Source organism: Bacillus cereus group sp. MYBK15-3 (genome assembly GCF_051916765.1).
GTDB lineage: Bacteria > Bacillota > Bacilli > Bacillales > Bacillaceae_G > Bacillus_A > Bacillus_A cereus.
In genome coordinates this window covers 49,209-70,488 of the sequence record NZ_JBQAHG010000003.1, presented here as the reverse complement: position 1 = coordinate 70,488, position 21,280 = coordinate 49,209, and the positions used below count along the sequence as shown (strand labels likewise).

Sequence of the window (21,280 nt, the reverse complement as noted above, 5' to 3'; positions counted from 1 at the left end):
AAAACATGTTTTGAATACATTGATTCGAAACATGTTTTTTATTTTTTATAAACTATCTACCTTTTTCCTTACTTTCTTTTTCAATTTAAAAATAAAACGATTACTGTATTCCTTATTTTCTACTAAAATCCGATACGTCTCTAACACCCCTAACACACGAACAAAAAGATAAACTCCGATAGCAATAAGTACAACACAATAAGGATAATACTGTACGAGTTCTCCTGAGGTAATTCGTTTTTTCTCAAATAAAAACGGTATCGCTCCTGCTGCAATAAAACAAAATCCAACGATCACTACTGCCGTATACTTCTTCTTAATAGTCGCATATCTTTTGGTCAATTCTTTTAGAAAATTTTGATCAAATAGTAGTTCTTCCTTTTTCAATACATTGTATCGACTCTCTTCTATCGTTACAGATGCCATCATTGCTCCAATCCCAAGCACTGCAATGATAATGACAAGAAACGTAGACATTGTCGCATTTTCTTTAAATAATAAGTACGGTATTGTAGATAAAATAAGCAAACTAAATCCTAACGCAATATATTTAGAAATTTTTTGTCCATACACTACATACCCTTCTGCCATTTCCTTACTTACATAGTAACCATTTTCCTTTTCGTTACTTTGCTCTGCAGTTTCTTTTAATAAATAGTCGAGTGATACTTCAAATACATTTCCAATCATTATTAATTTTTCAGTTTCAGGAAAACCTTGACCGTTTTCCCATTTACTAACTGCTTGCCTTGTGGTATTTAATTTTTCAGCTAATGCTTCTTGAGAAAGGCCCTTTTCCTTTCTTAATCTAAAAAGCTTTTCACCAAATCCCATATGTGTGTCCCCCTTTGTTTTCTTACCTAAATTGTATGTAAACATTGCCCTTATCTCTATCTTCCTGCGGTTGCACTTTGTCAACTTGCGGTTGCGATTGTGTTATATAGCGTTTTTTTTCTATACTTAGAACGTTAATAAAAATAGCGCTTCCTAATAGTCCATTTGTTGTTATCAAAATAAAAAAACTCCTTAATTCATTTAAAGGAGTTTTCAATGTAAGATATTTCATTGATTCATATATCTTTCTCTAGATATAAAATACCTTTTTGTATCACGATTCTTACCTTTAATAAACATATCCTTCTGAATTGTATATTTGTACTCCATATTCAAACGTTTCATTAATTTTTCAGATGCTTCATTTTCTGAATCACATCCCGCTTCAATACTATTAAGATGCAATTCATGAAAACCATAGTAGAAAAAAGCTAACACAGCCTCCGTAGCTAATCCTCTTCCCCAATATTTTCGAGATAAGGCGTATGCAATTTCTGCTGTATGTGTGACCAAATCATATTTTATAAATCCACACGTGCCTATAAGTTTTTTTCCTCTTTTAATACAATTCCAAGAGGTGCTACTTGCCCTCCATTGTACTGACCCACAATTTCTTCTATATAGTTATATGTGTCACATAACGATCGATGAGCATCCCATACAGTAAAAGTTGTCATCTCTTTATCTGTAGCATACTCATATATATGTAAACTATCACTCATATTCATTTTCCTTAACATAAGTCGTTTCGTATACAAAGTTGGATATGACCACTTCTCAATAATCATAACGGTTTCTGTTTAAACCTTTCATAATTCCTTACCTTTAATAAAAGGATATTCCCACAATCTGTACAAATATAAGCATCCACCGGCGAAGATGTGAACATCGTTTCCTTTTTCCGTATTTGTGCATATCCGACAAACTCACCTTCTCCTATATTTTGAGAACCACAATTAGAGCATGTCTGCACGGCTTTTTGTTTCATGAGAGCACCACCTTTAATCTATTTCTACTCCCTTCGACAGTTCACTTCCATTTCCCTTCCAAAAAACCTCTTATTCTCTCACATTTCAACAGGAATCTCAAAACAAAAATCGTATATGTACTATGAAATATATTTATTAACGGAGGAATTTTATGACTACTGTTATGACACTCGATATGGCAACAGAAATTGAAAATGCAGAAATTGATATGCTCTCTTCTAAATTAGAGAGACTACAAACAATGAGCGGAAACCCAATGCAAGTGCAAATGAAAAAATTCGGTAGTGCCACTGCCTTTTCATCAAAAATAATTGCTGGTCCTGCTTTTAATACGGTAAAAGGTATTACATTTACAAATACAGATGAGTTAGATGAAATTATCTCTTATTATCAATCACTACAAATCACTTGTCGTTTTGAAATTACCCCAGCACAAGGTACAACTGAATTATTTCAATACTTATCTCAAAAAGGGTTTTATCAATCTAGCTTCCATACTGCTTTGTATAGTATACCGAGAGAGGGTTCATCACTTCTTCCTTCTAATATTACAATACGAAAACTAAAAGAAAATGATTTTGATATTTTTGCAGACATTTATGTACGTGGATTTAATATGCCATCCTTTACAACAGATGGTGTGCGCCAAAATAATGAAATTCTTTACAATGAACCAGGATGGCATTTTTTCATAGCTGAAGTTCAAAATATCCCTGCTAGTATTGGTGTCCTGTATATAAATAAGGGTGTCGCATCATTAGCTGCTTCTGCTACTTTGCCAGAATTTCAACGTAACGGCTGTCATACTGCATTAATTCAAAAAAGAATAGAAAAAGCTATAGCGACAAATTGTCATTTAATAGTTGGCCAAGCCCGCTTTGGTAGCGGCAGTCAAAATAACATGGAACGTGCCCACATGAAAATTGCTTATACAAAATCAATATGGACCGCAAAAGACATATTATAATTTACTTTCTTTCTCCTTCCGTTACATTTTTAAACATTTTATGACAATTCCTTTTCTATCCTATTAATCATTTGAATATTCCAACTAGATTTGTTACGCTATTACTAGATACATCATTCAACTTGCACTATGAAAAGAGAATTCTAATCAAACTACAAGGAGGAGAAATGTATGACTAAACATGATCATGGTTTAAAAGAAAAAGTAGAAGGTGCCATTGATAAGGTAAAAGGTGAAGTAAAAGAAGTTGTCGGGAAAGTAACTGACAATAAGAAATTACAAGCTGAAGGAAAATGGGATAAGGTGAAAGGCACTGCTAAAGATACAGTTGGTAATGTGAAAGAAAAAGTACATGAATATAAGGAACATAAATAATAAAAAACACGTTGGATGAATTTTCATCTAACGTGTTTTTTATTTTACTTTATATACATAATGAACCAAATGACATATGATATATTTTTATTTCTCTATGCTCTTTGTAAGCGGTTCTTTAAAGGCATTTCTATTCCATACAACAAAAACAATAAGAGAAATAATAAAGAATGCAACAAGACATATACCCAGATAATCAAAATTAACTACTTGTATGAGATTCCAAAACGGGCCCTGTAAATTATAGCTTTCAATAAGCAAAGATAATAGTTGATATCCCCCTATTAAAAAAGCCGTAATAACAGATATTGAGGTAATTAATACATTATATGAATTTCTTATTCGACTATTTTCCATTGCCCACTTATAATTCGTATTCATGAATGTACTATCTAATGTATCCATCAATGACATTCCGGCAGCAAACAAAACGGGGAAAGCAAATATACTTACAAGTGGAATAGATTGACTTGTTGCAGTTACTGTAGAAAGAGCAATTAATCCAATTTCACTCGCTGTATCAAAACCAAGTCCAAATAAAAAACCGATTATATACAATTGCTTCTGACTATCAATAAACGTAAATAAGCGCTGTGTGAAACGATATATAAACCCTAAATTTTCTGGCTGTTTGTCCTCGTGGCTTCTCAACACTTTAATAAGGTACAACAGATTGGTAAGACCAATAATGATAAGGAATGTACTAGAAACGATTGTACCGATAATACCGCCTATAGTTGAAAAGCTCTCCATTCCATGTTTTGCCGTTTTTCCAATTAAAGCAATTAATACAATCATCGCAAATACTACCGTAGAGTGTCCTAATGAGAAGTAAAATCCCACCCCCTGTGAGTTTTTACCTTTTTCAATTAATTTCCGAACAGTATTATCAATTGCGACAATATGATCACTATCAAACGCATGACGCAACCCTAAAGAATATGCAATAATAGCCATTCCGATTATGCTATTACCTTTATATAGCGCCGGTAATAATAATAAAATTCCAAGCACATGAAGAAATATAATAATAACAAAAAAGTTGGTTGCCTTTTTCAGTTCACTTTTCCACATAGTTACTAACCCTTTCTACTTTAAATTGAATACTCTTGAAAAAGAAAAGTGCCATAATAAAAACTAAAATCGTTATAATAGTCGCTAAAATAATTACAAAATTATTTAACACGTCGGTATGATTTGTAAGTGTTAACAGAGCTGGTACTGTTGCAGTAATCCAAGATTCAATGAAGCAAACAATACCTACATAAATATGAATCTTCTTTTTCAATCCATCTTGTAGGAAAAATAAAAACCAAAGGAATGCCCAAAAGAACCAAATTATTGTACTTTGCAAACTACCACTCTCATGTAATTGATTCACAATTCCCATAACCGTTGCAATGATAGCAACCCAAAGAGAATAGTAACCTACACCTGAAGAATCAAGTTTTAATATATTCGTAAGACCAACATATAAATAAGTAAAACCAAATAAAAAAATAGTTCCATTAGATAGGATAGTCCACTCATCGGATTGACTTCCTGTAAATAATAAATATAATGGTGTCAAAGTTTGTAATGCCCCTACAAATAAATTAAAGTATCCTACACTTTTGCTATCAATAAGTTTAAAAGCTGCTAGTGAATTCATAAATAGAACTGCACCGACAAACAATAATCCCACATTAGTCATAGTATCCCCTTCTCCTACTTAATATTTTCGATAGGATGTTAATTCTTCATGTAGACAATTCTCTCTAACAAAACGATGACACTGAAAAAATATAGACTCCATATCCTCAGTATTATGACTAAGTATGCGAATGACAAAGCCTTTACATGGTGTAGAAGATATTCCAATTTTCATATTGTTAGTGTTAGAAAGTGATGTTTTCAATGTTGCAATTAAATCATTTGTAATGTTCTCATTAATAACTATGAAAGTACCATAATGGGAATATTGATTTAATATTCCCATTTGATCTAACGACTCTTTGAAAGGGTTTAGCAATAAATGATCGTATACTACAAGTTTATTTTCCATATATATTTTTGTTAACGAATCAAAATATTGGTATGTGAACTTCTCCATATTTGGCGACCAACCAGGCGTAACTGAATCGCATAAAATCAATGTAGAATTATTTTGCATATATATATTTGTTTTTTGCTTATATGCTGCATCCTTGTACATAATTAACGGGTCTGGTAAATACTCCATAACAGCATTCTCACCAATATAAAAATTCAATTCTTGCAAAGCATAACTATTTGGAGTCTTGTAAACTTTCGTTGCTGATTGGCTTGTTATATATGTTTTCGCATCTTTACCAACATTTATATTTATAGAATAGAAATCTCCTTTTAAATAGCCTCCACCAGAATTCATAATATAGTAATATGCTCTACCATACTCATCCAAATATATTGGCTGCGTTACTTTTAAGGCATCTTTATGATAAACCTTAATAGGTACGGTTTTATGTCTCTTTTCCATCATATCAATGTTTAAGACACCTGTAGGGGATTTCATTTTTTCAGTCCTTCTAACATAATGTTCTGTCTCATCCAATTTATTAATTCTTGTAAACCTTCCTCATCCTTCAAATTTGTAAAAAAGTATGGTTTATTATGTCGGTAATTTTTCGTATCCTGCTCCATAACTCCAAGATTAGCTCCTACATAAGGTGCCAAATCCGTTTTATTAATTACAAATACATCAGATTTGATCATTCCTTGTCCACCTTTACGCGGAATCTTTTCTCCCTGTGCCACATCAATAATATAAATTGAAAAATCCACTAGCTCCGGACTAAATGTGGCAGCTAAATTATCACCCCCGCTTTCAATAAAAATAATATCTAAATTATTATGTCTAATCATGAGTTCTTCAATTGCTTCAAAATTCATAGAAGCGTCCTCTCGAATTGCTGTATGCGGGCACCCCCCTGTCTCTACACCAATAATTCTATCTTCTGATAAAACACCTGTTTTCAATAAAATCTTTGCATCTTCTTTCGTATAAATATCGTTTGTAATTGCTGCAATTTCATAATCTGTATTTAGATGTTTTGTTAACTTTTCAACTAACATGGTTTTCCCAGCACCTACGGGGCCACCGATACCAATTTTAATAGGCTTTATCATTTTATTCTTCCTCCCTATGACATGAAGACCCTTACATTTACATCTTCATGTTGCATTTGATTTATTTCGAATTCAGGATCATTCAATCCAAAATCTTCTAATGAAAGTATTTGAATTCTATCAATAGATTCGCAGATTAATTCATGGCATTCTTGTAATAGTTTTTGACCATCTGTTTGTCCAAGAGGAATGGCTCTCACACCGTTTTGAATTATACTTCCAACACTTGAGTATAAGAAAACTAAGAGCGTTTCTTCTATTGTCATTTTCAATTCCGCCCCTAATATTCCGTATACAATACTCGGATGACCTTGTAATTTATTACCCATAATATTTTCTTTATATATATTTAAATTTACAAACGAGAACAATTCACACAATAATTTAGAAGTACTTTTACTAATCATTCTATTTGCTTTTCTACATTCAAAAGGCAATGTTTGTGCTGTTATTAAATCATCTAAAAATGTAATTTGTTCTCCCTCATTATTCTTAATGGCTTCGTAAGTATATTTGCAAATTAAGCCGTCCGTGTATGTTAATTGGACTTTTACATATCGATTAACCCATTTGAAAAACCCGTCTTTATTTGTAACTTGTCCCTCTTGAATAAATGTTTCTAATCCAAAAGAGTGACTAAAACTTCCTGTTGGGAAGTTCGAATCACTAATTTGGAGTAGGTTAAGTAGGTTAAATATGTTTGTGCGAAGCATGCTTGAACGGTTTTGGTAATACTCTATTTTCTTTTTGATAAGGAACACCTTCCTTTTTAAGTAAATCTTCTACTAAGTAGTCGTTCGCCAAAATCATGCACCCTTCATCGAATTGTGCTGGTAAATGTCTATTCCCTAAGTTATGAGCAATAATTCCCATTTCTTTTATTGATGTTGGAGTAATTACAATTACCTCTTCTGGTAATACTTCAATATACACAATTCGATTTTCATCTTCATATAAAATATCACCGTTCTTTAATGTTTCTCCACTATCTAAAGACACCCCAATTTCAAAACCAGATTCTGAATATAATTTCTGAACTCTCTTCAGTAAAAGCTCACTAGAAATTAATATCTTATCAAGATGCTTTTTTGTGTTTGAGAAATCATTCATATTGCATACGTTGTTATTAATTTTTTCAATAATCATTTTATCTCCCCCGTTATATCAAAATAAAAAATATCTTTGAGCCATAGGTAGTACATCTACTGCTTCACATGTGATTACTTGTCCATCAACTTTAACTTCATATGTCTGCGGATCTACTTCAATTTCTGGTGTTGCATTATTTAGCTTCATATCTTGCTTCGAAATCTCTCTCGTATTTTTAACAGGTAATACAACTTTATTTAAACCTAATTTTTCTTTAATATTATTCTCATAAGCTACTTTCGATACAAATGTAATCGAACTTGACTGTACTGCTTTTCCATATGCACCAAACATCTTTTTTTCATAATATGGTTGTGGGGTAGGAATTGAAGCATTCTCGTCTCCCATTAATGCCATCACTACCATTCCGTTTTTCAAAACCATATCTGGCTTAACACCGAAAAATTGTGGATCCCATATTACAAGGTCTGCATACTTTCCTATTTCAATAGAGCCCACGTATTCTGAAATCCCATGTGTAATAGCTGGATTAATTGTATACTTAGCTATATAACGTTGAATTCTATTATTATCGTTATATTCTTTATCTCCCTCTAAACTACCAATCTGCTTTTTCATTTTATCGGCGGTTTGCCAATTGCGAATAATAACCTCTCCAACCCTTCCCATCGCCTGTGAGTCAGAGCTAATCATGCTGAAAACCCCTAAATCTTGCAAAATATCCTCTGCCGCGATTGTTTCTTTTCGAATCCTTGAATCTGCAAACATTACATCTTCTGGAATATTCGCTTTTAAATGATGACATACCATGAGCATATCTAAATGTTCATCCAGCGTATTCACTGTATATGGCAAGGTCGGGTTCGTTGATGATGGTAAAATATTATTCAGCGCAGCAATCTTTATAATATCTGGTGCATGCCCACCTCCAGCTCCTTCAGTGTGGTACGTATGAATAACACGATTATCAATAGCTTTTATCGTTTCTTCCACAAAACCACATTCGTTTAACGTATCCGTATGAATAGCGACTTGAATATCATATTTATCAGCAATCTGTAACGAGTGATTAATTGCTGACGAAGTTGCTCCCCAATCTTCATGGATTTTCAATCCGATAGCCCCTGCAAATATTTGTTCTTCCAGGGCAGGTAAACTTGAACTATTTCCTTTCCCTAAAAACCCAAGATTTATAGGAAAAGCTTCTGCTGCTTCTAGCATTTTTCTTAAATTCCAAGATCCAGGTGTTATTGTAGTTGCCTTAGTCCCTTCTGCCGGTCCTGTTCCCCCACCAATTAAAGTTGTTATACCTGAAGCCAATGCCGTATCAATTTGTTGTGGGGATATGAAATGCACATGTGTATCAATACCTCCAGCTGTAACGATTTTCCGCTCACCAGAAATTACTTCCGTTGATGTTCCAATGATGATATCAATATTATCCATAACTGAAGGATTACCACTCTTACCAATTGCTGAAATCTTCCCATCTTTTATACCAATATCCGCTTTATATACTCCCGTATAATCAATAATAATTGCATTCGTAATAACAACATCCACAACCCCCTGTTCTCTTGTAAGTTGTGAATTTTGTCCCATACCATCCCTAATTGATTTTCCTCCACCAAAGACAGCTTCATCACCATATACAGTGGCATTTCGATCAACATGTGCGAATAATTGTGTATCCGCTAAACGAATAGAATCTCCTGTAGTTGGACCATATAAATCAGCATATTGTTTACGTGACATCTTAAAACTCATGCTATCTCCCTCTTTTTGTGTAAGATTGAATATCGCCATCCACTTTATTTTTAAATCCATATACTTCTTGTTCCCCTGAATATGGAACTAGTTCAATCGTTTTTTCATCTCCAGGCTCAAATCTTACCGCTGTACCTGCTGGAATATTTAAATGTTGTCCAATTGCTACACTGCGATTGAATTTTAACGCCTCATTCACTTCATAAAAGTGGTAATGAGATCCAATTTGAATGGGTCTATCTCCCTGATTTATCACTTTGACTTTCATTGCTTTTTTATTTCCATTACATACTATGTCTTCTTTCGCAAGGATATATTGCCCTGGAATCATAACATTCACTTCCTTTAATGAATTGGCTGATGAATAGTTACTAATTTTGTTCCATCAGGAAAAGTTGCCTCAACTTGAATATCTGATATCATGTCTGCAATACCATCCATAACATCTTCAGCACTTAAAATGGTTTTTCCAAGTTCCATTAATTCCGCTACATTTTTACCATCTCTTGCTCCTTCCAAAATTTCATACGTAATAATAGCGATACTTTCTGGATAGTTTAACTTAAGCCCCCTCTCCTTTCGTCGATAAGCTAAATCAGCCGCAACAACTACTAGCAGTTTATCAATTTCTCTTGGCGTTAATCTCATTACAATCTTCCTTTCTGAAGTATTTTAAAACTAAGAATATTCTAAAAATAAAAGGTGTATTTTCAATGTCTTTTCCGTGTTTTCCCTATGTTTTTTTGCTATCAATCAAATAAAAAAAGAGCCGATGGGCTCTTTTTTTATTTTCCTTCATTCTTCTCTAACACGTATAAATCTTCTTCGATATTCGTTAATTTCTCACTTACAAGCTTTCTTGCATCTCCAATTGCTTGATTGTATGCAAATGGTCCAACTAATTTAACCATTTCTTCTATTAAACGCTCTGCTTGGAAACGTCCAATTTCATCTAAATCTTCTTCAACGAAAAATTGCTGAATTTGCGCTACAAGCTCTTCTTTTTTATCATTTGGTATTTTTATATTCATCATCGTTGTTACTCCTCTATATTTAAGATAATATCTTCCTTAACTCTACCATAGAAAAACGATTACCAGGACAGCTTTTTGTAACTCCTTCTAACTCTCTATGACCTAGTATATTTTCTTTCTTTATAGCAAATTGCTTCATAAACATTTTGCATAAAGAATATAATGCATTCACTTGTGCAGGAGTTGGATCGTATTTATCGAAATTTCCCGTCATACATATTCCAATTGTATGACGGTTATGGTCTTTCGCGTGCGCTCCAATATGTAAACCTCGCCCTTCCACTACAGTTCCGTCCTTTTCGATAAAATAGTTGTAACCAATCCCGCTCCACCCTCTTACAGTTTGATGAAATTCATGTGTTTTATACACGTCCCATCCATCTTCAGCTGTATGGTGGATAATCAGTTGATTTACTTTTTCTAAAGGAACTAATTCATCTTGAAATGTTAGATTGACATATTTAATTTCCATTTGAACTGCCTCCTCTTAAAAATCAATCATAATAATCGTTTTATCATCTGGTTTTATTCTCTTTTCCCCTTCCAGCTTTTCAATGATTGCTACATATTCGTTTATACTATTCTTTCTTATATATGCAACAGTTTGTTCTAATGACCAATCTGGGTGGAATAACCCGTCTGAACAAATAAAAATTCCACTCACTTCATCTATATGTAATTCACCATGTTGTAAATAATGTATCGCTTCTTTCATTCCATTTGCAACTGAGTAACCATTTGGCATATTTGCAAGATAACGATTGTACTTTAATTGTTCTCGAACATCTTGAAAAACAGGTTCTTCCGGCACAGATAAACCTTTCTTACGATCTTCTTCCCTCTTCCTTTTTGCTCGTTTACTAATTCCTTCAACTGTGTCTTTCGTTAATACTTGCATCGTTCCATTTTGAAAAGTTGCGACAATCATACAGTCCCCAAGCTGCGCATATTCAATTTTCTCACCAACTATTTGAACTGCCGCGATACATGTGCACCACAAATGCTCTTTTTTTCTCGTGTCTACTTCATATTCTAACATTTTGCTTTGTAATGCTTCATTTGCTTTGGCAACTGCAAATTGTAAACTATGATTCTCTCTTAATGCAGTAAAATAATTTGCAAATAAATGCGAAGCGATGTATGCTCCATTATGTCCATTTTCATCACGAAACGGGACAAGTGGTGTTGCACCGTCACATACACCATAAATCTTTTTATCTTTATTACAAAAATAAGAATCCTCACATTCTTGCTTCAACGGGCTTTTCTGTTGATATGTTTTTATCTTCACAACTGTATCCCCTTTCAAATGATAAAATACTCAAATTCTTTCGATTAATCTAATTTACCAAAATAAACTGTTTTTACCCAAAACTTTCAATATCATATATAATCTTGAAATAATATGAATTTTTCAGTGAAGGACGGGAAAGAAATGGTCAGATTCCTTGGTGTTATTATCGGTTCTATTATTATTGCGGTTGCCTTTAATCTTTTCCTTATCCCCCACAAAATTTTAAGTAGTGGAATTGGCGGAATTGCTATTATTTTAGGGATTGTAACCCCTGTAAACACAGGCATTATTAACTTTGTATTAAACTTACCTATCCTTATTTTAGGGTACATAGGTCTTGGAAAAAAAGTAATTTTTAACACAGTTGTCTCTGTAGTTGTATTATCTGTTGCATTATACTACGTTCCAGTAAAAGTCGTAGCAACAGATCCATTGTTATCTTCTATCTTCGGAGGTGTCATCGCCGGAGCTGGTATTGGTCTTGTTTTTAACTGTAATGGATCCACTGGTGGATTTGATATTATCGGTATGCTTTTATCCCGCAAGCGAGACATTAAACTTGGCGGATTCCTTATTATTTTAAATGCAGTCGTTGTAATAATCGCAGGATTCTTCTTCACCTGGGATGTTGCACTTACAAGCTTACTTTCAATTTATGTAACTGGTAAAGTAATTGATGCTGTTCATACAAAACATCGTAAAGTTACACTTATGATTGTAACAAATGAAGCAGAAAAAATGAAAAAACAGCTTCTTTCAACTGTTGTACGTGGAATAACGTTACTTGATGGCGAAGGCGCTTATTCAAGCGAGAAAAAGCGTGTACTTATGACGGTCGTTTCTCGTGAAGAATTAGCAAGTATGAAACTTACAATTTCTGAAATTGACCCGAATGCATTCGTTAATATTACAGAAACTGTAGAAGTGTTAGGACTTTTCAGAAGAAGCTAAAGACTAGGTGGGAATACACCTAGTCTTTATTTTGCATAAATTCAATTCTGTTTCCAAACGGGTCTGATACGTAAAATCGAATTACATCTGGCCGTGCATAATCATCAATCACTTTTACACCTTGCTCTATAAGTGTTTGCTTAAATTCATTAATTTCATTCACATAAAAAGCTGGATGAGCCTTTTTAGCTGGTGTAAAGTTCCGCTCGACACCAATATGGATTTCTTGATTTCCACATTTAAACCAACATCCACCTCGTTTTTTCAACTCTTCTGGCTTTGGAATTTCTACCATACCAATCTTATTCCCATAAAAATCACGCGCCTCTTCTTCACACTCTACAGGTGCAGCTACTTGCACGTGATCAATCCCTTGAATATAATTTTTCATTTTCTCTCCCCCTCCTCTACCCTAATGTTATACGGAAAACAGCCGTCTGTAACTTACAAAAGGTTTATAAAACAATATAAGCTCCCCTTATTACCATCCTGCATTCACTTTGCAAAAAAATAAAAAAATAAAATTTATTCTATAACTTCCATTTTTTATAGAAATACACATCACATCTATATTATAGTTATGAATAGACAAATCTTTTTAGATGCTATTTGTACGGAGGAACTATTATGAGTCGTAAAAAATATTCACCAACTCAAAAAAAACGTCATCCGAACATTTCTAGACGTTTGCGAAACCATATACAAGATCGTTCATTAACAGAAATGTACGCATCTCTGTTCGAACATAATCCTGATAGTATTATTTCCTTAAATTTAGAAGGAGTTATTCTACATATAAATCCTTCTGCCGAAAGAATATTAGGTTACACTTCTTTAGAATTAGAACAGAAAAATATTACCTCTATTTTAGGAGCACATATTTCTGAGCAAGTATTACAAAATATAAAGAATACTGAAGCGGATAATCAACAAGAGTATATCTTATCTATTTATCATAAAAATGGATTCTTATTAGATGTTGTGACAAAACTAGTTCCTATTTTTGTTCAAAATCGTCTTACTGGCGTATACGCTATTATGAAGCCACTTGAAAAATCAGAAAGAATTGAGAATATGTTAAAAGAAAGTGAGAAGAGATTACGTACATTAGTAAACTCCATGCCTGCGTTTGTTATATTTAAAGATCATGAAGGGCGCTGGCTTGAGGCAAATGACTACGCACTTTCTTGCTTCAACTTCCATCATGTACCTTACCACGGGAAAAAAGATAGCGAACTCATTCAATATAATGAAGCATACCGAGAAGCTTTTTTACATTGTGAAGAAATCGATGAACTAGCATGGCAACAAAGACAAATTCTTCATGGCGAGGAATTTATTATACATAGAGATGATTTCGATTTAATCTTAAGTATATCAAAAGTTCCGCTTTATCATCCTGATGGTTCTCGCAAAGGTCTTATCGTGATGGGGAGAGATGTTACTGAGCTAAAAGAAACTGAAAAGTTACTACGCAAATCTGAGAAGCTCGCAGTAGTCGGACAACTGACAGCTGGAATTGCCCATGAAATTCGAAACCCACTCACTTCCCTAAAGGGTTTTCTAACATTGCTCCTCCCTGAAATAAATGAGGAGCAAAAATGGTATATCGATGTTATGTTAAGTGAGATTTCACAAATGGAATCCATCACGAGTCAATTTATGGCGATGTCTAAGCCACAAGTATTATCTATCCAAACTTGTAACATACAAACTTTAATTGAAGAGGTAGTTACATTTATTTTACCGACTGCAATTATGCATAGCGTTCATATCATCATGGATCATTTTGATTACGTATATGATATTCAATGTGACGGTAACCAATTAAAACAAGTTTTTATAAACATATTAAAAAATGCGATAGAAGCGATGCCAAATGGCGGAAATATTTTCATCCAAACAAAACCATTAGAGGATAATTTCATCTTAATACGAATTATCGATGAAGGTTGTGGCATTCCAGAAGATCGTATCTCCCGTCTAGGCGAACCTTTTTATAGTTTAAAAGAAAAAGGTACAGGACTAGGATTAATGATGTGTTACAAAATAATTGAAGAACATCATGGTAAATTACACATTTCAAGCGAATTAAATAAAGGTACAATTGTTGATATTGAGCTACCACTTTCTTCATCTCATCTTGCAATCCAGTCTTAAATAAAAAAGAAGCATCTGCTAATGGTTAGCAGATGCTTCTTTTTTAAAATACTTTGTCATACCACTCTTTTGCTTTTTCTACTTCACCCATCGTTAATTGATGCCCTCGATTTTCCCAATGCATTGTTACATTCGCGTTTGCATTTTCTAATAGTATCTTCAATTCCTCTGACTCTGCTGATGAACAAATTGGGTCATTTGTCCCAGCAGCAATAAACACAGATTTCCCTGCTAAATTTGCTAATTGCATTCCTCTTCTTGGTACCATTGGGTGATGAAGCACAGCACCTTTCAATGCATTTTCGTAATGGAATAATAAGCTTGCTGCGATATTTGCCCCATTCGAATAACCGATAGCTACAATGTTATTTCTATCGAATTTATATTCTTTAGCCGCTTCATCTAAAAATTCATTTAATTCCTTCGTACGGAAAATTAAATCCTCTTCATCAAAAATGCCCTCTGCTAATCGGCGGAAGAAACGCGGCATCCCATTCTCTAACACATTTCCCCTAACGCTTAATACCGACGCTTCCGGATCAACTATTTCTGCAAGTGGTAGTAAATCTAATTCATTACCACCTGTGCCATGAAGTAATAACAACACTGGTTTTGACGTATCTTTTCCTTTTTGAAAAACATGTTTCATCATAATCCTTTTCCCCCTTCAATCACTTTAATCTAAATTTCTCACTTCAAATGGTAAAAGCGTTTGTTCAATCTGTTTTCTATGTTGTTCATATTGTTCCGGTAACTTTAATTCCTCACCCATCGTCTCTAACGATTCATCATGAGCGAAACCAGGAGGATCTGTTGCAATTTCAAATAAGATTTCACCATGTTCTCTAAAATAAATCGCGTTAAAATAATTTCGATCTTGTACAGGAGTTACGTGATATCCAAAACGCGACACATGCTCTTTCCAGTCTAGCTGATCAGCATCGTCACTCGCTCTCCAGGCAATATGATGAACTGTGCCAACGCCCATTTGGCCACGACCGATTGTTGATAATTTCAAATCAATAATATTTCCAATGTCAGCAGAAGAACGGAATCGAACAAATTCACCCTCTTCTCCAATTTTCTCAAGACCCATAATATGTTCTAACAATTCAGCTGTTTTTTGAGGCTGTGTAGATAAAAGAACAGCACCTCCAAACCCTTTAATTGCTACTTCTGGTGTAACTTCTCCAAAACTCCAATTATTTAATTCGCCTTTTTCTCTTTCAACTAATTCTATATGCAAACCATGCGGATCATCAAATTCTAAATACTGCTCTCCAAAACGAGTCATTTTTGTATACGAAACATCGAATTTTTCTAATCTATTTTCCCAAAACTCCATTGCACCTTTTGGTACAACGTAAGACGTAATTCCTACTTGACCATCTCCAATAATACCTTGACGAGCACCTGCCCATGGGAAAAACGTAATAATTGTTCCAGGCTTTCCTCCTTCATTTCCAAAATAAAGATGGTACGTACCTGGATCATCAAAATTCACTGTTTGTTTCACTAAACGTAACCCCAATACACCAGCATAAAAGTCTACATTTTCTTGTGGATGCCCTACAATCGCTGTAATATGATGGATTCCCATTGTTTTCTTTTCCATTTCTTCCACTCCTTTTTTATTTCATTATAAAAATTCTTTTACATTTAAATTCATTATTCATTTTGTCCATGCTACAAAGTAAAATCCGTCATTATAATTTTATCTCGAATTCGAGATATTAATCAAAAAATTACGTATCGGCGTCTAACCTATTGAATTATCTCGAATTCAAGATAATTCACAAAAAATATTTGTTCGATTTATAACCATAATAAATTTTCATTATGAACATTATTTATCTCGAACTCAAGATTTATTATAAGTTACTTATTTTTTATTGTCAATAAGTCCTTACTTTCATTTTTCTTGTTTTCACTTATGGTTCCCTACCTTAACAAACATTTTTTGTTCTTTCAAGTGAACGAGCACTTTTCATTACATGTGAAAACCTTTATAAACGCCTTTATCCCAGTGGATTACAATGATTTTTCAAGAAATTAAAGTAATAATATTCAGAAAATTAAAGAGTGTTTTTTCACACCTTATTTTCATTCCTTTACCCGATAAATTTTAAAAACTAAAAGCCATACAAATGTATGACTTTTAGCTTATTGACGTCTCAAATTTTGCTTTCTCTACATATACTTTACGAAATTTCATATAGCATCCAATACGCCAAGGTACTATATAACAAACCGCAAGAGTGTAGAAAAGAATGCCGATTGACTTTGGATCTAGACCTTGTAAATGTCTTCTAAAATAAGCACGTAAAAGAACGATAACTAAAAATGTAGCAATAAAAGCGATACTTTTTTTTGCATAAATTTGACCATCTTCTCTGACTTCATACCCACTTAAAATAATAAGTGGAATTGACAATAACAGTCCGATCCCAGCAGCTATACCAATTTGCCAACCAGCAAGTTGTATCGGTGCTGCGTATAAAGAAAAACCTGGTAATAAGAAGAATAATGGCAATAGTAGTCGTCTTCCTTTATTATTAATTAGTCGATTCATAGAGCGCATGCGTCTAAATATAACGAGCCCTATGACGAGTAAAAAAATTGTAATACTGTACGAACCTTGCTGCAAGTGAATCTCTCCCTAAAAATAGTCATTTTCAAAAATACTCCCCTATTATACTCCTAATTTTTCCAAAAATATAATTATTCCTCTAAAAAATCTTACACATCAAATATACTTTTAGGTTTGATTTACTATAGGAAACAATTCCGAAAGAGGAACTACTCTCCCCACCTCGTCTTTAAACACAATATGCTCTCTAGTTAAATGGCGCGGGCTCTTCACTCCCGCCGCTGCCGCTAATGAAAATAAACTATATCTCATACTAATAATATAATTCATGACTCGCCACTTCTTCTCATACGGATCTAACGCTTTTTGATAATGCGGATTCGTCGTGGCTACACCAGATGGACATTGACCAGAATTACATTGAAGGGCCATAATACAGCCACTTGCCATCATAAACCCACGGGCTGAACTTACAGCATCCGCCCCAATCGCTAAAGCAATCGCCACTTTATCTGGTGTGATTAATTTACCCGATGCAAATACTTTAAACTTGTTACGGACACCATAATGGTTTGCTGTATCAATAAATGTAAGTAATGCTGGAATAAGCGGCAGTCCCATACAATCTGCCATCGATTTATACGTTGCCCCTGACCCGCCTTCTGAACCGTCGATTGTAATAAAATCTGGGTAAATGTTTAGTTCTTTCATTGTTTTTATTAAATCTTCCAAAGGCTCCTGCTGACCAATTACAATTTTCATTCCAACTGGTTTACCGCTGTTTTCTTGCAACTGTTGAATAAAACAAAGTGTATCCGCTGCATTCTTTAAAAATGAAAATCGATTCGGTGAATTAATCGTCTCTCCCTTTCGGACGTTGCGAACAAAAGCAATTTTCTCATTTACTTTTTGTCCCTCTAAATGACCACCACGTATTTTAGCACCTTGCCCAAATTTCAATTCGAATGCTCTAATATTACTTTCTTTCGCTTTCTCCATGAATTTTCCCATTGAAAAATTACCGTCTTCATCACGGTATCCAAATAACCCTGGACCAATTTGCGCAACGATATTCGCTCCTGTATGTAAATGTTCTGGAATAACGCCACCTTCACCCGTATTAATCCACGATCCGCCTGCCATTTTTGCTCCAAAACCACTCGCTAAAATATAATTTTCTCCAATCGCACCGTAAGAAGTCGCAGATGCACCAAACATGCCATGTAGCTTCCACGGATATTTACGGTTCTCACCGACTATAATTGCATCATCTTCTTCGTACAGCCAAAGATTCGTTGTATCCGCTGTCAATTTTTCTCTTCTTGAAAATAACCCTTCTTTATGAATCACGTACTTTTTACCTTCCCGCTCTTGCGTGAGATTCACACTTAATTCCTCAGTTAATATCGGAAATAATGTATTAGCAATATAATATCCAGAAGCTTCAAAATCTCGTTTTGATCCAAAACCAAGTATTTCAGAGCGATATTTCGCTAAAAACATAACACTTTGAAAATCATAACGTGAGAAAGGCTTTCCATCCGTATCATGATCAAACCAATATTGTCGAAATTCAGGCCCTATCTTTTCCAGTAAGTAGCGCATTCTTCCTAAGTACGGATGTAATTTTAAAATAGAATGGTGTGTTCGTTTTTTTATAAAAAATGTAATGATAAAAAAGACGATTAAAAGCAACATTAAAAATAGTAATATACTAATAATAACGAGTAGCGTTTCACTCATCCCGCTTCCCCCTATGAAGTTCCATAATAAAAGGAGAACACTCGACGTGCTCTCCTTTTATCTTTATTCATACTAACGTAGCAAGATGCTCTTTCGCGTCATATTCAACTAAACTTTCAGCGTGTTTAATTCGATGAACAAAGTCTGGATTAGCAATTAACGGTCTTCCGAATGCCGCTACATCAATCGTTCCTTCTTGCAACGCTTCTTCGGCCTCTTTCGGATTTAAATTACCAACCCCAACAATCGTACCATCCCAATATTTTCTTACTAGTTGATGAAAATTCTTTCCATCAGCAATCTCTTGCGTATAATTCATCGTTGAAGGATGGATCATCGTTAGCCCAACCTCTTTAAACATATTTATGAACGTTTCAATTGCAAACTCAGGGTTTTCCCACATATAAGTAGGATTATCACCTTTGAAAGCAGAGAAACGAAGAAGTGTTTTATTAGCTCCAACAGCTTCTATTACAGCCGCCGTTACTTCTTTCATAAACGTTAACCTTTGTTTTAAATCACCGCCATATTTATCTGTTCGCTTATTCGCAAACTCATACGTAAATTGATCGATTAAATATCCGTGTGCACCGTGAATTTCTACTCCATCAAATCCAGCTTCGATCGCATTTTTCGCAGCTTGTGCGTATTGACCGATCACTTCTTGTATTTCTTCTAACGTCATTGCTTCTGGCGTATCAAACGGTTTACGAAAGCGTGGAACATTCCCCTCTGCAGCGATAGCCGACGGTGCTTGTGGCATTTGACCACCAATTATTTCATGATGACTCATACGCCCAACATGCCATATTTGAGCAATAATCGTCCCGCCTTCTTTATGTACTGCCTCTGTAACAGGTTTCCAAGAATCGATTTGTTCTTGTGTATAAATACCTGGTACTCCTGGGTTTCCTTTTGCTCTCGGACTAATGACAATTCCTTCTGTAATAATTAGTCCAATTCCATCCGCAGCACGTTTTCTGTAGTACTCCACTACATCAGCACCAACTGCTCCAGTCTCATTATCTGCAAAGCATCTTGTCATCGGTGCCATCGCTATACGATTACGAAGAGACCAAGTTCCAACTTGAATTGGATCAAACAACTTTGTTTCTTCAACGTTTTCAAAAAATCCCCCAGCATTTACATTTGTTCCTTCATAAATACTCGCTGCTTTATTACTTGAACTTGTCATTTTTCTTCCCCCTAAAAAATCTTACTATAATCGCATCATACTTACTTTTAGATAGTAACGTCAATTTTTACGACTTTACAATAAAAAATTCGAATATCCAAAAAACAAAATGCTATAAATAATATTAAAAAGGTTTCCTTAGGAGGAAACCTTTTTTGTTGACCATATATGGCTGTCAATTCGTTTATCTCTTTAATAAAAAACACCTTATCAATAGAAGTGAAAATGGTTCAGTATTCTTCTAAAAATAATAACTTATATACCTAAAACAATAAAAGCCCTACCTCTCTTTCATCCTTACGGCTCCTCGTCCGTGCCAGTGTGAATCAGGATTGCAAAAATCAAGTAACTATTTTATCGAAGTATTCAATTAAACTTCGAACATTCATAAATGAAATTAAAAAATAAAAATGGATTTGATTGTAGTAATAACAATAGAGGTAATGCTCTAAAAGTGGTTTGAAAGAGTTGAATGTCTTTGAAATGATAAATTTTCTATAATTATGTTCCCAAAAAATTCAAGATCTTTTTTGGGATATAATACATTATTTGTAATGAACCTTAACAAAAGCTTTTTATCTGATTTTCTGTGATACCTTCAATTAATCCCAGTTCACTAATCAAAAATTCATATGCGTTATCTAACATCTTCTTTTCGCTTGCATTAAGTGCTTTTTCTTTCTGTATACGCATTAAATCACGTACAACTTCAGCACCTTCTTGCATTTTACCCGTCTTTATTTTATCAGTGTTCAATTTATACCTTTGTTTCCACGTAAGTAATCTATCTGATTCCCCATGTTGAAAAATATCCATTATGTGTGCTAATGCGGTTATATCCGTAACTGGTCGTATATTCGAATTCAATATTCTCCCTGCTGGAATCATTAGTTCCATATTACTAGCCGACATTTTTATAACATAATACTGTTGTTTTTCTCCTGAGATTTCCTTCTCTTCTATGGCTTTAATTATACCTGCTCCCTGCATTGGATAAACAATGTTATCGCCAATTTGAAACAAATAATCCACCTCCATATATGGTAACCTTCTCAAGCTTAACACACTTTTAGTTTTTTAGCAAAATTTTTATTTTATCATAAAATTATTTTACGCGTCAATAC

At 34.1% G+C, this 21,280-nt stretch carries 25 protein-coding genes and 1 pseudogene; 4 read left to right on the top strand and 22 right to left on the bottom strand.

Going from position 1 to position 21,280, the window contains the following annotated elements; translation table 11 throughout:
- Nucleotides 1-45: 45 nt before the first annotated feature.
- From ACTFR8_RS14535 to ACTFR8_RS14525, 3 genes and pseudogenes are all read right to left on the bottom strand, one after another.
- A complete protein-coding gene (locus ACTFR8_RS14535) occupies nt 46-834 on the bottom strand; it encodes a helix-turn-helix domain-containing protein (protein ID WP_000505637.1) in 789 nt (262 codons plus the stop codon).
- Nucleotides 835-1,062: 228 nt separating this feature from the next.
- Nucleotides 1,063-1,622 (bottom strand): annotated as a pseudogene (locus ACTFR8_RS14530) (GNAT family N-acetyltransferase).
- A complete protein-coding gene (locus ACTFR8_RS14525; RefSeq protein WP_000810193.1) occupies nt 1,619-1,822 on the bottom strand; it encodes a hypothetical protein in 204 nt (67 codons plus the stop codon). Before ACTFR8_RS14525 ends, ACTFR8_RS14530 begins: the two are co-directional and overlap by 4 nt.
- 152 nt (nt 1,823-1,974) lie before the next feature.
- On the opposite strand from ACTFR8_RS14525, the gene ACTFR8_RS14520 reads away from it, so the two are divergent.
- Together ACTFR8_RS14520 and ACTFR8_RS14515 are read left to right on the top strand one after the other, a co-directional pair.
- Nucleotides 1,975-2,790 carry a GNAT family N-acetyltransferase gene (locus tag ACTFR8_RS14520; protein ID WP_000214348.1) on the top strand — a complete coding sequence of 272 codons (816 nt, stop codon included), beginning with the start codon at nt 1,975-1,977 and terminating at the stop codon, nt 2,788-2,790.
- Between the two features lie 171 nt (nt 2,791-2,961).
- Nucleotides 2,962-3,165, top strand: a complete 204-nt coding sequence (locus ACTFR8_RS14515; protein WP_000160408.1) for a CsbD family protein — start codon at nt 2,962-2,964, stop codon at nt 3,163-3,165.
- An 87-nt stretch (nt 3,166-3,252) separates the two neighbouring features.
- On the opposite strand, the gene ACTFR8_RS14510 is transcribed toward ACTFR8_RS14515, so the two are convergent.
- The 12 genes from ACTFR8_RS14510 to ACTFR8_RS14455 form a co-directional block, all read right to left on the bottom strand.
- On the bottom strand, nt 3,253-4,239 hold the full coding sequence (locus tag ACTFR8_RS14510; protein WP_000265977.1) for a HoxN/HupN/NixA family nickel/cobalt transporter: 987 nt from the start codon (nt 4,237-4,239) through the stop codon (nt 3,253-3,255).
- Nucleotides 4,226-4,858, bottom strand: coding sequence for an AmiS/UreI family transporter (locus tag ACTFR8_RS14505; RefSeq protein WP_000185993.1), 633 nt, complete (start codon nt 4,856-4,858; stop codon nt 4,226-4,228). The genes ACTFR8_RS14510 and ACTFR8_RS14505 overlap by 14 nt, the downstream gene beginning before the upstream one ends.
- A gap of 18 nt (nt 4,859-4,876) precedes the next feature.
- A complete protein-coding gene (locus tag ACTFR8_RS14500; protein WP_000841915.1) occupies nt 4,877-5,698 on the bottom strand; it encodes an urease accessory protein UreD in 822 nt (273 codons plus the stop codon).
- Nucleotides 5,695-6,312 carry an urease accessory protein UreG gene (gene ureG, locus ACTFR8_RS14495; RefSeq protein ID WP_000594928.1) on the bottom strand — a complete coding sequence of 206 codons (618 nt, stop codon included), beginning with the start codon at nt 6,310-6,312 and terminating at the stop codon, nt 5,695-5,697. Before ureG ends, ACTFR8_RS14500 begins: the two co-directional genes overlap by 4 nt.
- Nucleotides 6,313-6,326: 14 nt before the next feature.
- The gene (locus ACTFR8_RS14490; RefSeq protein WP_000946573.1) at nt 6,327-7,025 is read right to left on the bottom strand and encodes an urease accessory protein UreF; all 699 of its coding nucleotides are present in this window, start codon (nt 7,023-7,025) and stop codon (nt 6,327-6,329) included.
- Complete coding sequence (locus tag ACTFR8_RS14485) at nt 7,003-7,458, bottom strand: urease accessory protein UreE (RefSeq protein WP_000582806.1); 456 nt, start codon at nt 7,456-7,458, stop codon at nt 7,003-7,005. The genes ACTFR8_RS14490 and ACTFR8_RS14485 overlap by 23 nt, the downstream gene beginning before the upstream one ends.
- An 18-nt stretch (nt 7,459-7,476) precedes the next feature.
- Complete coding sequence (gene ureC / locus ACTFR8_RS14480) at nt 7,477-9,189, bottom strand: urease subunit alpha (RefSeq protein ID WP_000008664.1); 1,713 nt, start codon at nt 9,187-9,189, stop codon at nt 7,477-7,479.
- Between the two features lies 1 nt (nt 9,190).
- Entirely contained in the window at nt 9,191-9,520 is a 330-nt protein-coding gene (locus tag ACTFR8_RS14475) for an urease subunit beta (RefSeq protein ID WP_000612160.1), read from the bottom strand.
- 14 nt (nt 9,521-9,534) lie between these two features.
- Entirely contained in the window at nt 9,535-9,837 is a 303-nt protein-coding gene (locus ACTFR8_RS14470; protein WP_001241328.1) for an urease subunit gamma, read from the bottom strand.
- 137 nt (nt 9,838-9,974) lie between these two features.
- Nucleotides 9,975-10,223 carry a DUF2164 domain-containing protein gene (locus tag ACTFR8_RS14465; RefSeq protein WP_000981075.1) on the bottom strand — a complete coding sequence of 83 codons (249 nt, stop codon included), beginning with the start codon at nt 10,221-10,223 and terminating at the stop codon, nt 9,975-9,977.
- A 19-nt stretch (nt 10,224-10,242) separates the two neighbouring features.
- Nucleotides 10,243-10,695, bottom strand: coding sequence for a peptidoglycan recognition protein family protein (locus tag ACTFR8_RS14460; RefSeq protein WP_000404192.1), 453 nt, complete (start codon nt 10,693-10,695; stop codon nt 10,243-10,245).
- A 15-nt stretch (nt 10,696-10,710) separates the two neighbouring features.
- Nucleotides 10,711-11,532, bottom strand: coding sequence for a protein phosphatase 2C domain-containing protein (locus tag ACTFR8_RS14455; RefSeq protein WP_070756886.1), 822 nt, complete (start codon nt 11,530-11,532; stop codon nt 10,711-10,713).
- A gap of 96 nt (nt 11,533-11,628) precedes the next feature.
- Between ACTFR8_RS14455 and ACTFR8_RS14450 the strand changes: the two genes are divergently transcribed.
- Nucleotides 11,629-12,468, top strand: a complete 840-nt coding sequence (locus tag ACTFR8_RS14450) for a YitT family protein (RefSeq protein ID WP_002005544.1) — start codon at nt 11,629-11,631, stop codon at nt 12,466-12,468.
- Nucleotides 12,469-12,487: 19 nt separating this feature from the next.
- Here ACTFR8_RS14450 and ACTFR8_RS14445 read toward each other — a convergent pair whose 3' ends face one another.
- Complete coding sequence (locus ACTFR8_RS14445; protein WP_000800767.1) at nt 12,488-12,859, bottom strand: VOC family protein; 372 nt, start codon at nt 12,857-12,859, stop codon at nt 12,488-12,490.
- 236 nt (nt 12,860-13,095) lie between these two features.
- On the opposite strand from ACTFR8_RS14445, the gene ACTFR8_RS14440 reads away from it, so the two are divergent.
- Nucleotides 13,096-14,628, top strand: a complete 1,533-nt coding sequence (locus ACTFR8_RS14440; protein WP_000087656.1) for a BA3702 family sensor histidine kinase — start codon at nt 13,096-13,098, stop codon at nt 14,626-14,628.
- Nucleotides 14,629-14,671: 43 nt separating this feature from the next.
- Here ACTFR8_RS14440 and ACTFR8_RS14435 read toward each other — a convergent pair whose 3' ends face one another.
- From ACTFR8_RS14435 to ACTFR8_RS14410, 6 genes are all read right to left on the bottom strand, one after another.
- A complete protein-coding gene (locus tag ACTFR8_RS14435) occupies nt 14,672-15,280 on the bottom strand; it encodes an alpha/beta hydrolase (RefSeq protein WP_000975485.1) in 609 nt (202 codons plus the stop codon).
- Between the two features lie 24 nt (nt 15,281-15,304).
- The gene (locus ACTFR8_RS14430) at nt 15,305-16,243 is read right to left on the bottom strand and encodes a ring-cleaving dioxygenase (protein WP_000412731.1); all 939 of its coding nucleotides are present in this window, start codon (nt 16,241-16,243) and stop codon (nt 15,305-15,307) included.
- Nucleotides 16,244-16,786: 543 nt separating this feature from the next.
- Nucleotides 16,787-17,275, bottom strand: a complete 489-nt coding sequence (locus ACTFR8_RS14425; RefSeq protein WP_252209662.1) for a cytochrome c biogenesis protein CcdC — start codon at nt 17,273-17,275, stop codon at nt 16,787-16,789.
- 111 nt (nt 17,276-17,386) lie between these two features.
- A complete protein-coding gene (locus ACTFR8_RS14420) occupies nt 17,387-18,961 on the bottom strand; it encodes an FMN-binding glutamate synthase family protein (protein ID WP_000005161.1) in 1,575 nt (524 codons plus the stop codon).
- A 67-nt stretch (nt 18,962-19,028) separates the two neighbouring features.
- A complete protein-coding gene (locus ACTFR8_RS14415; RefSeq protein WP_000204590.1) occupies nt 19,029-20,156 on the bottom strand; it encodes an alkene reductase in 1,128 nt (375 codons plus the stop codon).
- Nucleotides 20,157-20,717: 561 nt separating this feature from the next.
- Complete coding sequence (locus ACTFR8_RS14410) at nt 20,718-21,179, bottom strand: CarD family transcriptional regulator (RefSeq protein ID WP_170317877.1); 462 nt, start codon at nt 21,177-21,179, stop codon at nt 20,718-20,720.
- Between the last annotated feature and the right edge of the window lie 101 nt (nt 21,180-21,280).